Source organism: Achromobacter sp. Marseille-Q4962 (genome assembly GCF_943737005.1).
Lineage (GTDB): Bacteria > Pseudomonadota > Gammaproteobacteria > Burkholderiales > Burkholderiaceae_B > Achromobacter.
Map to the genome: position 1 here is coordinate 185,564 of NZ_CALSFU010000001.1, position 17,907 is coordinate 203,470.

At 69.8% G+C, this 17,907-nt stretch carries 17 protein-coding genes; 14 read left to right on the forward strand and 3 right to left on the reverse strand.

The window, feature by feature from the left end; all coding sequences use genetic code 11:
• The first annotated feature begins 229 nt into the window (after nucleotides 1–229).
• Both NGJ44_RS00835 and NGJ44_RS00840 read left to right on the forward strand, forming a co-directional pair.
• Entirely contained in the window at nucleotides 230–1,201 is a 972-nt protein-coding gene (locus NGJ44_RS00835; RefSeq protein ID WP_053245163.1) for an NAD(P)H-dependent flavin oxidoreductase, read from the forward strand.
• Nucleotides 1,198–1,992, forward strand: coding sequence for an enoyl-CoA hydratase-related protein (locus NGJ44_RS00840; RefSeq protein WP_251862831.1), 795 nt, complete (start codon nucleotides 1,198–1,200; stop codon nucleotides 1,990–1,992). The genes NGJ44_RS00835 and NGJ44_RS00840 overlap by 4 nt, the downstream gene beginning before the upstream one ends.
• Nucleotides 1,993–2,013: 21 nt before the next feature.
• Here the strand turns inward: NGJ44_RS00840 and NGJ44_RS00845 are convergent, their stop codons facing one another.
• Nucleotides 2,014–2,847, reverse strand: a complete 834-nt coding sequence (locus NGJ44_RS00845) for an enoyl-CoA hydratase/isomerase family protein (RefSeq protein WP_251862832.1) — start codon at nucleotides 2,845–2,847, stop codon at nucleotides 2,014–2,016.
• A gap of 144 nt (nucleotides 2,848–2,991) precedes the next feature.
• Here NGJ44_RS00845 and NGJ44_RS00850 point away from each other — a divergent pair, with 144 nt between their 5' ends.
• From NGJ44_RS00850 to NGJ44_RS00860, 3 genes are all read left to right on the forward strand, one after another.
• Complete coding sequence (locus NGJ44_RS00850; protein WP_251862833.1) at nucleotides 2,992–3,843, forward strand: NAD(P)H-hydrate dehydratase; 852 nt, start codon at nucleotides 2,992–2,994, stop codon at nucleotides 3,841–3,843.
• Between the two features lie 111 nt (nucleotides 3,844–3,954).
• Entirely contained in the window at nucleotides 3,955–4,188 is a 234-nt protein-coding gene (locus NGJ44_RS00855) for a hypothetical protein (RefSeq protein ID WP_053245159.1), read from the forward strand.
• Between the two features lie 390 nt (nucleotides 4,189–4,578).
• A complete protein-coding gene (locus NGJ44_RS00860; RefSeq protein WP_251862834.1) occupies nucleotides 4,579–6,207 on the forward strand; it encodes an ABC transporter substrate-binding protein in 1,629 nt (542 codons plus the stop codon).
• A gap of 63 nt (nucleotides 6,208–6,270) precedes the next feature.
• Here NGJ44_RS00860 and NGJ44_RS00865 read toward each other — a convergent pair whose 3' ends face one another.
• On the reverse strand, nucleotides 6,271–7,164 hold the full coding sequence (locus NGJ44_RS00865; protein ID WP_251862835.1) for a LysR family transcriptional regulator: 894 nt from the start codon (nucleotides 7,162–7,164) through the stop codon (nucleotides 6,271–6,273).
• Nucleotides 7,165–7,309: 145 nt separating this feature from the next.
• Here NGJ44_RS00865 and NGJ44_RS00870 point away from each other — a divergent pair, with 145 nt between their 5' ends.
• The 9 genes from NGJ44_RS00870 to dapD all read left to right on the forward strand — a co-directional run bounded on the left by NGJ44_RS00870 (nucleotide 7,310) and on the right by dapD (nucleotide 17,001).
• Nucleotides 7,310–8,746, forward strand: a complete 1,437-nt coding sequence (locus NGJ44_RS00870; RefSeq protein ID WP_251862836.1) for a M20 family metallopeptidase — start codon at nucleotides 7,310–7,312, stop codon at nucleotides 8,744–8,746.
• Nucleotides 8,747–8,815: 69 nt separating this feature from the next.
• Nucleotides 8,816–9,787, forward strand: coding sequence for a M14 family metallopeptidase (locus NGJ44_RS00875; protein WP_053245158.1), 972 nt, complete (start codon nucleotides 8,816–8,818; stop codon nucleotides 9,785–9,787).
• Nucleotides 9,788–9,857: 70 nt separating this feature from the next.
• Nucleotides 9,858–10,835 (forward strand): ABC transporter permease, encoded by a 978-nt coding sequence (locus NGJ44_RS00880; protein WP_251862837.1) that lies wholly within the window; start codon nucleotides 9,858–9,860, stop codon nucleotides 10,833–10,835.
• Nucleotides 10,836–10,840: 5 nt separating this feature from the next.
• Complete coding sequence (locus tag NGJ44_RS00885) at nucleotides 10,841–11,761, forward strand: ABC transporter permease (RefSeq protein WP_053245156.1); 921 nt, start codon at nucleotides 10,841–10,843, stop codon at nucleotides 11,759–11,761.
• A gap of 79 nt (nucleotides 11,762–11,840) precedes the next feature.
• Nucleotides 11,841–12,824 (forward strand): ABC transporter ATP-binding protein, encoded by a 984-nt coding sequence (locus NGJ44_RS00890; RefSeq protein WP_053245168.1) that lies wholly within the window; start codon nucleotides 11,841–11,843, stop codon nucleotides 12,822–12,824.
• 44 nt (nucleotides 12,825–12,868) lie between these two features.
• Complete coding sequence (locus NGJ44_RS00895) at nucleotides 12,869–13,879, forward strand: ABC transporter ATP-binding protein (RefSeq protein WP_251862918.1); 1,011 nt, start codon at nucleotides 12,869–12,871, stop codon at nucleotides 13,877–13,879.
• 4 nt (nucleotides 13,880–13,883) lie between these two features.
• The gene (locus tag NGJ44_RS00900) at nucleotides 13,884–14,789 is read left to right on the forward strand and encodes a prolyl oligopeptidase family serine peptidase (protein ID WP_053245155.1); all 906 of its coding nucleotides are present in this window, start codon (nucleotides 13,884–13,886) and stop codon (nucleotides 14,787–14,789) included.
• A 36-nt stretch (nucleotides 14,790–14,825) separates the two neighbouring features.
• The gene (locus NGJ44_RS00905; protein WP_053245154.1) at nucleotides 14,826–15,956 is read left to right on the forward strand and encodes a M20 family metallopeptidase; all 1,131 of its coding nucleotides are present in this window, start codon (nucleotides 14,826–14,828) and stop codon (nucleotides 15,954–15,956) included.
• Between the two features lie 61 nt (nucleotides 15,957–16,017).
• Nucleotides 16,018–17,001, forward strand: coding sequence for a 2,3,4,5-tetrahydropyridine-2,6-dicarboxylate N-succinyltransferase (gene dapD / locus NGJ44_RS00910; RefSeq protein ID WP_251862838.1), 984 nt, complete (start codon nucleotides 16,018–16,020; stop codon nucleotides 16,999–17,001).
• Between the two features lie 32 nt (nucleotides 17,002–17,033).
• On the opposite strand, the gene NGJ44_RS00915 is transcribed toward dapD, so the two are convergent.
• Nucleotides 17,034–17,888, reverse strand: coding sequence for a class II glutamine amidotransferase (locus NGJ44_RS00915; RefSeq protein WP_053245152.1), 855 nt, complete (start codon nucleotides 17,886–17,888; stop codon nucleotides 17,034–17,036).
• Nucleotides 17,889–17,907 lie beyond the last annotated feature (19 nt).

Sequence of the window (17,907 nt, forward strand, 5' to 3'; positions counted from 1 at the left end):
ATTTCGGGGCAGGCAGCCCCCGGCCCGCCGGAAGCGCGCGGCTCCATTGACAGGGATTTGGGGCATGCCGTTAAATAAGGATTAATTAATTACCGGACGGTCGGTAGGTAATTATAGGCATGGTGCCGGCGCGCGCTCAAGTCCTGCGTTCGGGCCCGTCGCTCGGGCCCGGCTTCGCGCCGCGCATCCGCCCCGCTTGCTCCGACCCCACCACGCTGCTCCAGAAGCCATGCCCCACTCCCTCGTGACCGAGCTGTACGGCCAGATGACGCTGCCTGTCATCAGTTCCCCGATGTTCATCGTGTCCAACCCCAAGCTGGTGCTGGAGCAATGCACCAGCGGCATCGTGGGCGCTTTCCCGGCGCTCAATGCGCGCCCCCAATCGCTGCTGACCGACTGGCTGGACGAGATCCAGGCCGGGCTGGCCTCCTACCGCGAGGCCAACCCCGGCGCCCGCGTGGCGCCCTACGCCGTCAACCAGATCATCCATCAGTCCAACGACCGGCTCGAGCAGGATCTCTCGGTCTGCGCCAGCCACCGCGTGCCGCTCATCATCACCAGCCTGCGGGCGCCCGGCGACCTGGTCAAGGGCATCCACGAGTGGGGCGGCAAGGTCTTTCACGACGTCACCACGCTGCGCCATGCCGAAAAGGCCCTGGAAGCCGGCGTGGACGGGCTGATCCTGGTGTGCGCGGGCGCGGGCGGCCATGCCGGCACCCTCAGCCCCTTCGCCCTGGTGTCCGAAGTACGGCGCTTCTACGACGGCCCGCTGGTGCTCTCGGGCGCGATCACGCGGGGCGAGCACATCCTGGCGGCCCAGGCGATGGGCGCGGACTTCGCCTATATGGGCACGCGCTTCATCGCCAGCGCCGAAGCCAATGCCAGCGAAGGCTACAAGCAGGCCATCGTCCAGGCCAGCGCCTCGGACATTCTCTATACGCCGTTTTTCACCGGCATTCCGGGCAACTACCTGAAATCCAGCATCGTGGCCGCCGGGCTGGACCCGGCCAACCTGCCCGAGCCGGACCGCGGCGCCTCCAATTTCGGCTCCACCCGCGTCAAGCCGTGGAAAGACATCTGGGGCGCGGGCCAGGGCGTGGGCGGCATCGCCAGCGTGGCGCCCACCCGCGAAATCGTGGCCACCCTGCGCCATGAATACGCCCAGGCCCGCGCCCGCCTGTCCGAAGGGAGCTTCGCATGAGCCCGCCGGACCGCCCCGCGGGCGGCTACCGGAACGCGCCGCACGAGGACACGCCCGCCAGCCTGCTGGCGCAGCGCGAGGGTTCGGTCGTCACGCTGACGATCAACCGTCCCGACCGCCGCAACGCGCTGGACGCGGCCACCTATGGCGCGCTGTCGGAACGGATCGCCCAGGCCTCGGCCGACGCCTCGGTCAGCGCGGTGATTCTCACCGGCGCCGGCGAGCACTTCACGGCCGGCAACGACCTGCGCGATTTCCAGTCCGGGCGGGGCCCGGGCGACAGCGCCGGCCTGGCGTTCCTGCGCGTGCTCTCGACGTGCGAGGCGCCCGTCATCGCTGCGGTGGAAGGCTACGCCATCGGCATCGGGGTCACGCTGCTGCAGCACTGCGATTTCGTGCATATCGGCGACGCCGCCACGCTGCGCATGCCCTTCGTGGCGCTGGGGCTGTGCCCCGAAGGCGCGTCCAGCCTGCTCATGCCCCGGCTCGCCGGCGCGCGGCGCGCGGCCCGCTGGCTGATGCAGGGCAAGGCGTTCACGGCGGCCGAGGCGCTGCAGGCCGGGCTGGCCACCGCCGTGGAGCCCGCGGGCCAGGCGCTCGCGGCCGCGCGCCAGACCGCGGCCGACCTCGCCGCGCAGCCCATCGCCGCGCTGCGCCTGACCAAGGCCATGCTCAAGCGCGCCGACCGCCAGGCCATCCAGGAAACGCTGGACTACGAAGCCGGGCAATTCCGCGCGCGCCTGCAAACCGAGGAGGCCCAGGCCGCCTTCGCGCGCTTCTTCAAGAAATGAGACGCGGCGCCCCGGCCCGCCTCAGAAGGGGGAGTCGGGGCGGAAATGCGGCGCGCGGCGCTCGCGCAGCGACTGGATGCCTTCCTGCACGTCCGGTCCGGCAAAGCCCATGAATTCCAGCGCCAGCGACGTGTCGAAACTGGGACCGGCCTGGCGCAGCCAGTTGTTGAGCGCGTACTTGGTCCAGCGGATGGCGGTCTGCGAGCCCGCGGCAAGCCGGTTGGCCACCTCGAAGGCCCTTTCGATGAGTTCGGCCTCGTCCACGCAGAGCGACACCAGGCCGATACGCTCGGCCTCCTCGCCGGACACGGTTTCGCACAGCAGCAGGTAGTACTTGGCCTTGGCCATGCCGCACAGCAGCGGCCAGACGATGGCGGCATGATCGCCCGCCGCCACCCCCAGCCGGGTGTGGCCGTCGATGATGCGCGCGTTGCGCGCCGCGATGGAAATATCGGCCAGCAGGCCGGCCACCAGCCCCGCTCCCACCGCCGCACCGTGCATGGCCGACACGATGGGCTTGTTGCAATTGACGATGTTGTAGACCAGGTCGCGCGCCTCGCGCCACACGCGGGCGCGCACGTCGAAGTCGTTGGCCATCTGCTCCACCAGCGCCAGGTCGCCGCCGCCCGAGAAGCCCTTGCCTTCGCCGCGGATGACCACCACCCGGGTATCGGGATCGGTGTCGATGTCGCGCCAGATGTCGGCCAGCTCGCGGTGCAGCCGGTCGTCGGCCGTGGACAGCTTGCCGGGCAGGCCGTCCTTCGAGCCCATGACGAGTTCCAGCACGCCGCCGGGATGGCGGCGCAGTTTCAGGGCTTCATAGGCCGAATAATGTTCCAGCGTGATATCGCTCATTGTCTGCTCCGGGGTGCTGTTTCGTGTTCCGCGCCCGGCGCGGGCCGGGCCTGGTCCGGCCGGACCGGAAAGCGGGCGCGTTTTTGGGCACTATAGAGGATGTGCGGGGCCTCGCGCGCCCCACGCCTGCCAGGAGCCCAGCCCATGAACACCGTCTTGCCCGTCATCGACCGCGCCAGCCTGCCCGCCCTCTTCGCGCCGCGCGCGCCCGACACCCACAAAGGCAGTTTCGGCACCGTGGGCGTAGTGGGCGGCGGCGCCGGCATGACGGGCGCGGTCCTGCTGGCCGCCCGGGCGGCGCTCAAGATCGGAGCGGGCAAGGTGCTGGCGGGTTTTGCCGCCGAGTCCGCCCCGCTCCCCTGCGATCCCCTGCAGCCCGAACTCATGCTGCGCGACGCGCGTTCGCTGCTGGAAGAAGACTGGGGCGTGACGGCCTGGGTGGCGGGCTGCGGCATCGGCGGCGGCACGCTGGCGGCCAATGCGCTGTCCGAGCTGTTCGTGCTGCGCCGGGGCGCGCCCCTGGTGCTGGACGCCGACGGCCTGAACCTGCTGGCCCGGGGCGACATTCAGCCCAACTGGGGCAAGGGGCCGGTGGTGCTGACGCCGCACCCGGCCGAAGCGGGCCGCCTGCTCGGCGCCGACGCCGCCCGCGTGCAGGCCGACCGCCCGGCCGCGGCCCGCGAACTCTCCGCCCGCTACGGCGCATGGGTGGTGCTCAAGGGCGCGGGCACCATTGTGTGCGCGCCCGACGGCCGCTGCCAGGTCAATGCCAGCGGCAACCCCGGCCTGGCGACCGCCGGAACGGGGGACGTATTGGCGGGCATGCTGGGCTCGCTGATCGCCCAGGGCCTGCCGCTGGAGCAGGCGGTGCCGGGCGCGGTATGGCTGCATGGCGCCGCCGCCGACGCGCTGGTGGCGCGCGGCATCGGCCCCATCGGCCTTACGGCCGGCGAACTGGCCGACGCGGCCCGCGCATTGCGCAATCAGAAACACTAGGGTAAACCCTATTTACAACATTCTTCTCCTGCGGCAGGAAATTCGATTGCCTTTTCATTAGGGTTATCCCTATAATGGTTTACCCCAAGACGAAACGGACTGGAGAGAACCATGAGCGAACTGACCCTGAACCACAACGCCCGCCTGACCGACGCGCTGGAGCGCGACCTGCTGCGCGGCGCCCTCGAACGCCAACCGAACGCCCACCCCCTGACCAGCCTGAAGAAGGCCGGCCACGCCGTCGCCGGCGCCATCGGCAGCTTCTTCGATTTCATCGACGAAGTGAACGAGTCGATGAACCGCGCCCGCGCCGCCAGCGCCCGCTTCTCCGGCTCCCAGTGGTAATCGCTGCCGCGCCCGGCAGGCCCGCCGCGTCCCGACCGCCGCGCAGCCTGCCGGGCGCAACACCGTAGCGGCGCCCGCGTCTTCCCCGCGCCCGCCGTGCCGGTGCGGCTGCCCGACCCCTCTGCGGGCGCCGATCCGCGCCGCGCCGGCCTGCTTTGGCCAGGCCCCCGCGACGCGCCTTCCCCGTCCGCCTTCCGGCGGCATCCTAGGCGTTTTCCCTAGCGCCCCTTGCGCCTGCGGCGCATTGACAGCTTCCGAACCCCCTACCGATAATCGGCCCCTTGCCGTCGCGCCCGGCGTCCGCCCCTGCCCCCGCGCCGTCCGCACGCGGCCGGCCGCCAGGCAGGCGCCGCGCACGACCCGGTCCGTTTTCCCTCCGGAGTTGTCACCATGAAGTTGCGCACCACCCTGGCCCTCGCGGCCGCCAGCGCCGGCCTGGCCGCCCTGCCCCTGGCCTCGCAGGCCCAGACGCTGAAGATCGGCCTGTCTTCCGAGCCCACCTCGGCCGACCCCCACTATCACAAGATGACGCAGAACGACGCGTTTTCCGCGCACGTCTACAGCTCGCTGGTGGGCCGCGACGCCGACATGAAGCTGGTGCCCGCCCTGGCCACGTCCTGGAAGAACCTGGACGACCTGACCTGGGAATTCAAGCTGCGCGACGACGTCAAGTTCTCCAACGGCAAGCCCTTCACGTCCGAGGACGTGCTGTTCACCATCTGCCGCACGCTGAACAACGAAACCAACGTGTCGCAGTCGTACATGGACATGACCAAGCGCATCACCGATGTGCAGACGCCGGATCCCCACACCGTCATCGTCAAGACGGCCCAGCCCTTCCCGCTCATGCCCGCCGAAATGGCGCGCTCGCTGCCCATCATCTGGAATGGCATCGTCGAGCACGGCAAGCTGACCTTCGATCCGAAAAAGGGCTGCGGCGTGACCGGCCCCTGGCCCACCGTGGCCGACTTCAACAACGGCAAGGACGCCATCGGCACGGGCCCCTACCTGCTCAAGTCCTACGTGAAGGGCACAGGCATCGAGCTGGTGCGCAATGAGAACTACTGGGGCCCCAAACCCTACTGGAAGGAAGTGAAGTTCGTGCCGGTGCCGGCCGCGGGCCCGCGCCTGACCGGCCTGCTGTCGGGCGACTTCGACATGATCGAGAACCCGGCCGCGCGCGACCTCACGCGCCTGAAGGACAATCCCAAGTTCGGCTACGTGGCCACGCCGTCCACCCGCCTGATCTTCTTCCAGCCCGACGTGGCCCGCAGCCCGAGCCCGTTCGTCAAGAGCGCCGACGGCAAGAACCCGCTGCAGGACCTGCGCGTACGCAAGGCCATTTCCATGGCCATCGACCGCAAGGCCATCACCGCCCGCATCATGGACGGCATGGCCACCCCGGCCTACCAGTACATGCCCGACGGCATGTTCGGCGCGCTGCCCAAGGCGCCCGAGATCAAGTACGACCCCGAAGGCGCCAAGAAGCTGCTGGCCGAAGCCGGCTATCCCAACGGTTTCGAGCTCACCATCTCCACCACCAACGACCGCTACGTCAACGACGGCCAGGTCGCCCAGGCGGTGGCGCAGTATCTCTCGCGCATCGGCATCAAGGCCAACGTGGACGCGATGACCGCCTCCATCTACTTCCCCAAGCGCGCCAAGCGCGAGTTCAGCTTCTCCATCGGCGGCTGGCCGGCGGAAACGGGCGAAGCCTCGGCGCTGTTCCAACTGTGGGTCGCCTCGCTGGATTCGCCCAACAGCCTGGGCACCAGCAACTACGGCGGCTTCTCCAACGCCGATTTCGACAAGGTCTACAAGCAGGCCATCGTCACCGTGGACGCGCCCAAGCGTGAAAAACTGCTGCAGGAATCCACCCGGATCGCCCTGGACAACGTGCCGCTGATCCCGCTGCACTTCGAAAGCAGCATCTGGGCCTTCCGCAAGGGCATCACCTACGAAGGCCGCCGCGACCAGTACACGCTGGCGATGTCGGTCAAGCCTGCCGGCCAGAAGTAAGGCGGCCCCCCGCCCCCCCGAAAAGACGCCGCCGGCCCGCGGCGTCTTTTTTTTCCGCCGGGCCTACAGCTCGTCCAGCCGCCGCGCCAGCAGCGCCGCGAAAGCCTCGGCCTCGGCCGGCAGCAGGCGGCCCTGCATCACCTGGATCTGCAGCGTGCGCGACTGCAGCTCCGCATTGGCGATCGGCACGGCGGCGAGTTCTTCTTCCGCCAGTCGCCACGCCACCGATACATGGCCGCTCAGCATGATGGCGTCGGACCGCCGCACGAACGCATGCAGGGCGCCCGAGTAATTCGTGGTCAGGGCCGGTTCCAGCGTCACCGAATCCAGGGCGCAGCCCAGCTCGAACAGGCGACGGGTGGTGGTGGCCGCGCCGGTCAGCGCCAGCGGATAGCCGCCCAGCTCCGATAAGTCCAGGCTGGCGCGCGAGGCCAGGGGATGGCCGGCGCGCATGACCGCATAGACGGGCGCGCGGCGGGAATGCCGCACGGTCACGCCCTGGCCGCGCTCCATATTGAAGGTCACGGCCAGTTCGGCCTCGCCGCTCGCCACGCGCCGCGTGGCTTCGAGCGGCGAGGCCACGTGGAGGTCGAAACGCACCCAGGGCCATTCGGCGTGGAATTCGGCCATGGCCTGGGGCAGAAAGCCCTGCGCCGGCCCTTCGGACGAGGCCACCCGTATCTCGTTGCGCGGCGAACCTTTCAGCCCGGCGATCTGGCGCAGCACCGATTCGGATTCCAGCAGCGAACGGCGCGCATGCGCCAGCAACAGGCGGCCCGCCTCGCTCAGCACCATGCCGCGCGCCGCGCGCTCGAACAGCGGCGCGCCCGCCTCTTCCTCCAGCTTGGCGATCTGGCGGCTGATGGCGGACACGGCCACGTGCAGCCGCGCCGAGGCCGCGCTCAGGCTGCCGGCGTCGGCCACTTCCACGAAATACTTCAGGGCGATGCCGTGCATGCGCGGCTCCGGGAAAAGAGATCCTTGCCGAAAAGGCAAAGCAATGAACAATTATTCTAATTGTCGAGAAAGGACGCGCGCTCCTAGAATTTTTCGCCATTGCCAACGAAAACGGCGCGCCACGACGCGCCGGGATGGGAAAACCGTGTCAGCAGCAGTTTCGAGCGCCACCCGCGAGGCCGCCATCGCCCGCGCCGTCGCGCAGGCCGATGGCGGCGCCTTGCAGCGCGAATTGGCCGGCCTGGTGGCTTACCGCAGCGAAAGCCAGAACCCCGCCCAGCGCCCCACGCTGTATGCCTATCTGCGCGAAGCCGTGGCGCCGCGCCTCGAACGGCTGGGCTTCGCCTGCCGCATCGCCGAAAACCCGGCCGCGGACGGCCCGCCCTTCCTGCTGGCCCACCGGGTGGAAGATCCCGCCCTGCCCACCGTGCTGCTCTATGCCCATGGCGACGTGGTGCGCGGCTACGACGAACAGTGGCGCGCCGGCCAGGGCCCGTGGCGGCTCGCCGCCGAAGGCGACCGCTGGTACGGACGGGGCACGGCCGACAACAAGGGACAGTACTGCATCAACGTAAATGCCCTGGAACAGGTGCTGGCCGAACGCGGCGGCCGCCTGGGCTTCAACGCGCGCATGCTGGTGGAATGCGGCGAGGAAGTCGGTTCGCCGGGCCTGCACGACGCCTGCCGCCTATGGAAACAGGAGCTGGCGGCCGACGTGTTCATCGCTTCCGACGGGCCGCGCCTGGCCGCCGAACGGCCCACGCTGTTCCTGGGCTCGCGCGGCACGCTGCTGTTCGACCTGACCGTGGACCTGCGCGAACACGCGCACCATTCCGGCAACTGGGGCGGGGTACTGCCCAACCCGGGCCTGCTGCTGGCCCATGCGCTGGCCGCCCTGGTGGACGCGCGCGGCCGCCTGCTGGTCGAAGGATTGCGGCCGCCTCCCGTGCCGCCCGCCGTGCGCGAGGCGCTGTCCACCATCGAGGTGGGCCGGGACGAGGACGCCCCCGAGCTGGACCCCGGCTGGGGCGAGCCGGGGCTGACCGTGGCCGAGCGCCTCTTTGCCTGGAACACGCTGGAAGTGCTGGCCTACAAGACCGGCAACCCCGACAACCCGGTGGGCGCGATTCCGCCGCGCGCCTGCGCCACCTGCAACCTGCGCTTCGTGGTGGGCACGGACTGGCGCGGCGCCGCGGGCATCCTGCGCCGCCATCTGGACGCGCACGGCCTGCAATGCGTGCAGGTTTCGGTGCGCAGGGGCACGCCCGCCACGCGCCTGGACCCGGACGACCCCTGGGCGCGCTGGGCCCTGGAATCGCTGGCGCGCACGACCGGCAAGGCGCCCGCTCTGCTGCCCAACCTGGGCGGCACCGTGCCCAACGATGCATTCTCGGAAGTGCTGGGCCTGCCCACCGTGTGGGTGCCGCATTCCTATCCGGCCTGTTGCCAGCACGGCCCGGACGAACACCTGCTGGCCAGCGTCGCGCGCGAAGGACTGGCCGTCATGGCCGGGCTGTTCTGGGACCTGGGCGAACAGGGCCCGGCCCTCGCCGCCCGGCGCCGCGCGCCCCCGGCCGCTTAGGGCGGGCGCGCCCCCGGGACCGCATCCGCCGGATCGCCTATACAATGCCCCCGCTTTACCGGAGTCGCCATGTCATCGCCTGAATCCGCGCCGCGTCCGCGCCCCTTCCTGCTTGCCTGTCCGGACCTGGCCGCCGAGCGCCAGGGCAATACCGGCACGCCGGGCGTATGGCACTTCGACTCGGGCGTCGCGGGCCGGCGCGTCATGCTCACCGCCCTCGTCCACGGCAACGAGCTGTGCGGCGCCTGGGCGCTCAAGGCGGCGCTGCAGGCGGGGCTGCGGCCGCGCCGGGGCTCGCTGACCCTGGCGTTCTGCAACCTGGCCGCGTTCGACCGCTTCGATCCCGCCAATTACGCGCCGTCGCGCTTCGTGGACGAAGACATGAACCGCGTCTGGAGCGAAGACAAGCTGTCGCGGCCCGACACCCAGGAACGCCGCCGCGCCGCCGAGCTGCGCCCCTGGGTGGAGCGGGCCGACTGGCTCATGGACTTCCATTCGATGAGCAACTCCGACGTGCCGCTGCAGCTCACCGGGCTGGAGCCGCGCAATATCGCGCTGGCGCGCTCGCTGGGCAACCCGGCCTACGTCATCGCCGACGCCGGCCACGCCGCGGGCGTGCGCATGCGCGACTATGGCCGGTTCGGCGAGACGGGCGATAATGGCACGCGCTCGCTGCTCATCGAGTGCGGCTTTCATGGCGCGCCCGAGGCGCGCGACGTGGCGCTGGACCAGCTGGCGCGCTTCCTGTGCGCGGCAGGCACGCTGGACCGCACCGACCTGCCGGCCGCCTGGTTCGCGCCCGACGCGCCCGCGCAGCGCGCGCTGCGCGTCACGGAGGCCATCGCGGCCCGGAGCGCAGATTTCCGTTTCGCGCAGCCCTGGAAGGGGCTCGAAACCCTGCCCCGCGCCGGCACGCTGATCGGCTGGTCCGAAGGCGAGCCCGTCGTCACGCCCTACGACGACTGCGTGCTCATCATGCCCTCCACCGCCAATCTGCGGCCGGGCGTGACCGTGGTCCGGCTGGCCCGGCCTATCGCCTGACCCCGCCAGCGCGCGGCCTGCCCGCCTCTCCCGGAAACGAAACCATCATGCCCAGCAAGGAACTCATCTCGTGGCCCTGTTCATCCTGCGCAGACTGATACAGAGTCTGTTCGTCCTCCTGGCCGTGTCGGTCGTGGTGTTCTTCGCGGTCTACGCCGTGGGAGACCCGATCGAACTGCTGGTCAGCCCCGAAGCCAGCCAGGCCGCCCGCGAAGCCATGATCGCCCGGCTGGGGCTGGACCTGCCGGTCTGGCAGCAATACGCCCATTTCCTGTGGCGCGCGCTGCACGGCGACCTGGGCACGTCCTTCGTGCACAACATCCCCGCCGTCGATCTCATCGTGCAGCGCATTCCCGCCACCTTCGAACTGGTGGTGGTCGCCATCAGCCTGACCTGTCTGATCGGCATTCCGCTCGGGCTGGTGGCCGGCCTGTACCGCGACGAGCCGCTCGGGCGGGGCATCATGGCCTCGTCGGTGCTGGGCTTCTCGCTGCCCAACTTCTGGCAGGGCATGATGCTCATCCTGCTCTTTGCCGTCTGGCTGGGCTGGCTGCCGGCCACCGGCCGCGGCGAGACGGTCACCGTGCTGGGCGTGCCGCTGTCCATTCTCACCGCCGACGGCTGGTCGCATCTCATCATGCCGGCCATCAACCTGGCGCTGGCCAATATCGCGCTGGTGCTGCGCCTGACCGCCTCCGGCGTGGTCGAGGCGCGCAGCCAGGACTACGTGAAGTTCGCCCGCGCCAAGGGCGTCAGGCCCGGCCGCATCGTGCGCCGCCATATCCTGCGCAACATCCTCATCCCCGTCGTCACCGTGATCGGCATGGAATTCGGCACGCTGATCGCCTACTCCACCATCACCGAAACCGTGTTCGCGTGGCCCGGCATGGGCAAGCTGCTCATCGACAGCGTCTACCAGCTCGACCGCCCCGTGGTGGTGGCCTACGTGATGCTGGTCACGCTGATCTTCGTCATCATCAACCTGGTTGTGGACATTCTGTATGCCGCGCTCGACCCGCGCGTACAGCTCGTGACTCCCGCTCAATGAATACCATGCCCCATACTCCCAATCCCGGCCGCACCCGCACGGTCCAGCCGCTGGCCGACACGCCCCGGCGCGCCGCCATCTTGAAAAAGCTGCACGCGCGGCCCACCGTGAAGGGGTCGGCCATCGCGCTGGCCATTCTCGTCGTGCTCGTCATGGCCGCGCCCTTCTTCGCGCCGCAGAATCCCTACGATCTCGCCAATCTCTCGCTCATGGACGGCCGCCTGGCCCCCGGGCAGGCGCTCATGGACGGCAGCATCGCCTGGCTGGGCACCGACGACCAGGGCCGCGACATGCTCAGCGCCATCCTGTACGGCCTGCGCATCAGCCTCATGGTGGGCCTGAGCGCCGTGGTGCTGGCCACGGCCATCGGCGGCGCGGTCGGGCTGGTGGCGGCCTATATCGGCGGGCTGGTCGACACGGTGCTGATGCGCCTCGTGGATTTCATCCTGGGCTTTCCCACCATCCTGGTGGCGCTGGTGCTGCTGGTGGTGCTGGGGCGCGGGGTGGACAAGGTGATCCTGGCGCTGGTGCTGGTGCAGTGGGGCCACTATGCGCGCATCATGCGCAGCCGCGCCCTGCAGGAACGGCGCAAGGAATACGTGGAAGCGGCGGCCAACCTGGGCTTTCCGGCCTGGCGCATCATGGTGTTCCACCTGCTGCCCAATTGCCTGGGCCCGGTGATGGTGTTCGCCACCATCCAGATCGCCACCGCCATCGCGCTGGAAGCCACGCTGTCCTTCCTGGGCGTGGGCGTACCCATTACCGAACCCTCGCTCGGCCTGCTGATTTCCAACGGATTCCAGTACCTGTTGTCCGGCGACTACTGGATCAGCCTCTTCCCGGGCATCGCCCTGCTCGTGCTGATTCTTTCCATCAACATCGTGGGCGACCGCCTGCGCGAAGCCCTGGACCCGCGACGAGCATGAACAAGGCCCACCCCTCGCAGCGCTGCGCGCTTTCCCCTCGACGCGGCGCCGTGGCGGACCGGCGCAACGGATGAATGAAATGAAGGAAACCATCCTGGAGGTGCGCGGCCTGCGCACCGCGTTCCATACCGAGGCCGGCGCCTGGCTGGCCGTCGACGGCGTAGACCTGACCGTGCGCCGCGGCGAGATCGTGGGCCTGGTGGGCGAATCGGGGTCGGGCAAATCCGTCACCGGCTTTTCGCTGCTGGGCCTGATCGACCCGCCCGGCGAAGTCGTGGACGGAGAAGTGAAGTTCAAGGGCACGGACCTGCGCAAGCTCGACGAAGAACAGATGCGCCAGCTGCGCGGCAACCGCATCGCCATGATCTTCCAGGACCCGCTCATGACGCTCAACCCGGTGCTGCGCGTGGGCGAGCAGATGATGGAGGCCATCCTCACGCACGAGGACGTGCCGCGCGCGCAGGCGCTGGAACGCTGCCGCGAAGCCCTGGAAATGGTGGGCATCCCCTCGCCGGAAAAGCGGCTGCGCAGCTATCCCCACGAGTTCTCGGGCGGCATGCGCCAGCGCGTGGCCATCGCCATCGCCATGCTGAACAAGCCCGACCTGATCATCTGCGACGAGCCGACCACGGCGCTGGACGTGACCATCCAGGGCCAGATTCTCTACCGCATGCAGCAGATCTGCCGCGAGCACGACACCGCGCTCATCTGGATCACGCACGACCTGGGCGTGGTGGCCGAGCTGGCCGACCGCGTCGCCGTCATGTATGCCGGACGCATCGTCGAGTCCGGCCCCGTCGACCAGGTGCTGGACGCGCCGCGCCATCCCTACACCAAGGGCCTGCTCGACTCCATGCCCGGCGCCGCGCCGCCCGGCGGGCGCCTGCACCAGATCGACGGCATGGCGCCCAGCCTCGCCGGCCGGCCCTCGGGCTGTCCGTTCCGCCCGCGCTGCTCGCACGCGATCACGCGCTGCACGGAACAGGCCCCGGCCGTCACCACCGAAGGCCCGCGCAGCTACCGCTGCTATGCGCCCATTGCCCGCGAGGCGGAAAAAGCATGAGCGCCGCCGAGACATCCGCAGTGCGCAGCACGGAGGACCATTCCTTGACCCAGGCCGATACCCCCGTCATCGAGCTGAAGAACATACACAAGCGCTTCGAGCAGCGCCCCGACCTGGCGCAGCGCATCCTGGCGCTGGGCGGCCGGCCCATCGACCGCCGCACGGTCTACGCCGTCAACGGCGTGGACCTCGCCATCCGTCGCGGCGAAGTCGTGGGGCTGGTGGGCGAGTCCGGCTGCGGCAAGTCCACGCTGGGCCGCATCGTGGCGGGCCTGCACCGCCAGAGCGAGGGCGAACTGCGCTACCTGGGCCAGGACGCCTCGCGGCTGCGCGGCGCCAGCAAGCTGGCCTACACGCTGGGCGTGCAGATGATCTTCCAGGATCCTCAGGCCTCGCTCAATCCGCGTCAGCGCCTGCGCCAGATCCTGGGCGAGGCGCTCAAGGTGCACAAGCTCGCGCCGCCGCGGGACATCCCCGCCCGCATCGACCGCGCGCTGTCCGAAGTGGGGCTGGACCGCGAATACCGCGACCGCTTTCCGCACCAGATCTCCGGCGGCCAGCGCCAGCGCATCGGCATCGCCCGCGCGCTGATGGTGTCGCCCAAGTTCCTGGTCTGCGACGAGCCGGTGGCGGCGCTGGACGTGTCGATCCAGGCGCAGGTCATCAACCTCTTCATGGACCTGCGCGCGCAGCACGGTTTCACGTACCTGTTCATCAGCCATGACCTGGGCGTGGTCAAGCACATCTCCGACCGCGTCGCCATCATGTACCTGGGCAAGATCGTGGAGATTTCCACCGCGGCGGAAATCTTCGCCCATGCCAACCACCCGTATACCCAGGCCCTGATGGCCGAGGTGCCCGACGTGGCGCGGCGCGGCCGCAAGTTCACGCCGATCCGCGGCGAGATCCCCTCGCCGCTGAATCCGCCGCCCGGCTGCACCTTCCATCCGCGCTGCCCCCACGCCATGCCGCGCTGCCGCGAACAGGCGCCCGCGCTGCGGGAAATCTCCCCGGGCCACTGGTCGGCCTGTCACCTGAACGACGCCAACGCATAACGCCATGAAAGCCTCAGAGATGTCCAATGTGGACCGTATCGCCATCGAGCTGGGTCATGCCGGCCGCAACGCCATTCACTACGTCGACGACGACCGCAACGCCGACCGCCCCTTCAAGCTCCAGACCTACCGCCCCTACGGGTACACGCCGGACCGCCCGGTCGTGATCGTGCAGCACGGCGTGCTGCGCAACGGCGACGAGTACCGCGACTTCTGGGTGCCGGCCGCCGACCGCCACAAGCTGCTGATCGTGGCCCTCACCTTCTCCAACGAGATCTGGCCCGGCGTCGAGAGCTACAACAACGGCCGCGTCTTCACGGCCACGGGCAATCCGCGCCACATCGCCGGCTGGACCTATGCCCTGGTGGGCAACGTCATCCGCGACCTGGTCGCGGCGGACATCGCCGACGGCCGTAACGTCTATCTCTTCGGGCATTCCGCCGGCGGCCAGTTCGTGCACCGCCTCATGAGCAGCCAGCCGCACGACCTGTTCAAAGCCGTCGTCGCCGCCAATCCCGGCTGGTACACGCTGCCCACCTTCGATTACCCCTTCCCCGAGGGCATGGACGGCGTGGGCCTGACCGAAGACCATCTCGTCAAGCTGCTGGGCTACCCCATGACTATCCTGGCGGGCGACCAGGACATCGCCACCGACGACCCGCACCTGCCTTCCGAGCCCGCCGCCCTGCGCCAGGGCCCGCACCGTTTCGCGCGCGCCCACTACTATTTCGAAGCTGGCCGCCGGGAGGCCGGGCGCCGCGGCGTGCCGTTCAACTGGAAGCTGCAAGTCGTGCCGGGCATCGGCCACGATGGCCGCGCCATGTCGGCGGTCTGCGCCAGCCTCTGGTTCGAGGGCGGCATGCCCGACGCGGCCGAACTGGCCCGGCTCGCCGGCCAGCAAGTCGCCTGACCCTCCTTTCCAAGACGCCAACGCGCGGAGATTCCCATGTCCAACCTTCCCAACACCGAACAGCTCGTCGCCGGCATCCAGCAATGGCTGCGCTGCGAATCGCCCTCCAACTACCCGGAAGGCATCGCCGCGATGGCCCGCATCATCGCCGACCAGGCCGCCGCCGCCGGCCTGACGGTGGAAGTGTCCTCGCTCGGCTCCGCCACCGGCCCGCTGCTCTACGTGACCAACCGCGCGCCCGGCGACACCCGCCCCGGCATCCTCATCCTGGGCCACATGGACACCGTGCACCCGGTCGGCACGCTGCTCGAAAACCCCGTGCGCATCGAAGGCGACCGCCTCTACGGCCCCGGCGGCTACGACATGAAGGCGGGCATCTACCTGGCGCTCTCCGCCCTCGCCGCGCTGGCGCGGCCGGGCGCCACGCGGCTGCCCGTGGACTTCCTCATGGTGCCCGACGAGGAAACCGGCAGCCACGCCTCGCGCGTGCACATCGAACGCTTCGCGGCCAATGCGAAGTACGCCCTGGTCTGCGAGCCCGCCCGCCCCAACGGCGGCAAATGCGTCACCGCGCGCAAGGGCACGGGTATGCTCACGCTGAACGTCAAGGGCCGCCCCTCGCACGCCGGCATGGCGCACGAGAAGGGCCGCAGCGCCATCCGCGAAATGGCGCACCAGGTGCTGGCGCTGGAAGCCATGACCGACTACGAGCGCGGCGTGACCGTCAGCGTGGGCACCATCGCCGGCGGCACCGTCACCAACACCGTGCCGGCGCAGTGTCGCTGTGTCGTGGACTTCCGCGTGCCCGACATGGGCGCCGCCGAAGACGTGCTGCGCCGCATGCGCGAGCTGTGCGCCGTGGGGCCGGACGTGGAGCTGGACATCGACGTGGAGCTCAACCGTCCGCCCATGGTCAAGACCGAAGCCGCGGCCGCCCTGCTGGCCCTGGCCCAGGGCTATGCCGAGCGCGCCGGCTTTCCGCTCGAAGACGCGCCCATGACCGGCGGCGGCAGCGACGCCAACTTCACCTCCGCCCTGGGCGTGCCCACGCTGGACGGCCTGGGCGCGGACGGCGACGGCGCGCACACGCTGCACGAGTACGTGCTCGTGCCCACGCTGGAAATGCGCCTGAAATTCTGGGAGCTGCTGCTGAAGGAACTGGCCTAGGCGCTGTTCACGCTGGCCCCCTGCAATAGGGGCCGTCATGCAATCCGGTCAGGCGATTTCCATGAACACTTCTCCCCAGGCAACGGGCGCGGTCGCGTACGGGCTGGCGACCGTCGCGGATGACGGCGCCGTGCTGGATACCTGGTATCCCCGGCCCGCACTTGCCGGGCAGGTGCCGGCCAGCGGCACGCGGCGGCTTTCGGCGGAGGAAGCCCGCGCCGCGCTGGGCGAGCAGGCAGCCGCCGCGCTGACGCGCGACCCGCGGCGCAAGGTGGAAACCGTGGCGGTGCGCACAGCCATCGCCGCGCTGGCCGACCCGCCGGCGGACGCGCATGACGCCTACCTGCGCCTGCACCTGCTCAGCCACCGCCTGATTCGCCCGCATGGCGCCAATCTCGAGGGGCTGTTCGGCGTGCTGTCCAACGTGGCCTGGACTTCGGCCGGCCCCTGCCCGGTGGACCAGGTGGACGCGCTGCGCTGGCTGCTGCGCGCGGCGGGCCAGACGCTGGAAGTCCACGCCATCGACAAGATCCCGCGCATGACCGACTACGTCGCACCGGCCGGCGTGCGCATCGCCGACGCCAGCCGCGTGCGGCTGGGCGCGCACCTGTCGCCCGGCACCACGGTGCTGCACGAAGGCTTCTGCAACTTCAACGCGGGCACGCTGGGCGCCTCCATGGTGGAAGGCCGCATCAGCGCCGGCGTCATCGTGGACGACGGCACCGACATCGGCGGCGGCGCCTCCATCATGGGCACCATGTCGGGCGGCGGCAAGCAGGTGGTGTCCATCGGCAAGCGCTGCCTGCTCGGGGCCAATTCCGGCCTCGGCATCTCGCTGGGAGACGACTGCGTGGTGGAGGCCGGCTGCTACGTCACCGCCGGCACCCGCGTGCTCACTCCCGAAGGCGCGGTCGTGAAGGCCGTGGCGCTCGCGGGCCAGCACGGCCTGCTGTTCCGGCGCAATTCGCAGACCGGCGCCGTCGAAACGCTGGTGCGCACCGCCGCGTGGGGCACGCTCAACCCTGCGCTGCACACCGGGCACTAGGGCATGTCAACCCTGGCCGCGCGGCGGCGGCGCTACGGCCCGGGGGCGATCGGCGCGAACGGATAGCGCCGCAGCTCCCCGCCGCCCGCGATGATGGCGGTGGCCTCGGGCACTTCCTCCCAGGCGCCCGGCAGTTCCGACAGCGGCTCCGAGAGCAGCAGATAGGCATCGTCGCTCAGCGCGGCGACGCGGGGATCGTCGGGATACAGCTCGCGCAGATGGCGCACGCTGGTGTTGTGAAACAGCGTGCGCGAATCGCCCTCGCTGGAATAGCGCACCGCGACGAGCCGGGAACCGTCGAGCGCGCACACCGTCATGTTGACGGGATACGCCACGCCGTGCCGCCTGCCGGTTTCCTCCACCGCGCCCACCATGCGCGCCAGCGCCGGCAGCGGGTCGTTTTCCAGGCCGAAGCTCAGGGCCAGCAGGAACATGACCTCCGAATCGGTGGAACCCTCCAGCGATCCGAAATACGCGGGCGCGATCATCAGCATCAGGTCGCGCCGCAGCAGCGGATAGTCGCGAATGAGGCCGTTGTGCGCGAACAGCCAGTTGCCGTGGCGGAACGGATGGCAGTTGGTTTCCTGCGCCGGCGTGTCGGTGGCGGCGCGGATGTGGGCCACGAACAGCGGCGAATGGATGGCGCGGGCCGCCTCGCGCAGGTTGCGGTCGTTCCAGGCGGGACGCACGCTGCGGTAGCGGAACGGCGGCTCCAGCGGCTGGCCGCCCGGCGGGCGGGCATACCAGCCCAGGCCGAAGCCGTCGCCGTTGGTGGTGGCGGCGCCCAGGCGAGCGTGCAGGCTCTGGTCGATGAGCGAGTGCTTCGCCTTGAAGAGCACGCTCTCCATTTGCAGCGGACTACCCGTATAAGCCAGCCATCGGCACATGATGCGCTCCTCGCGACAA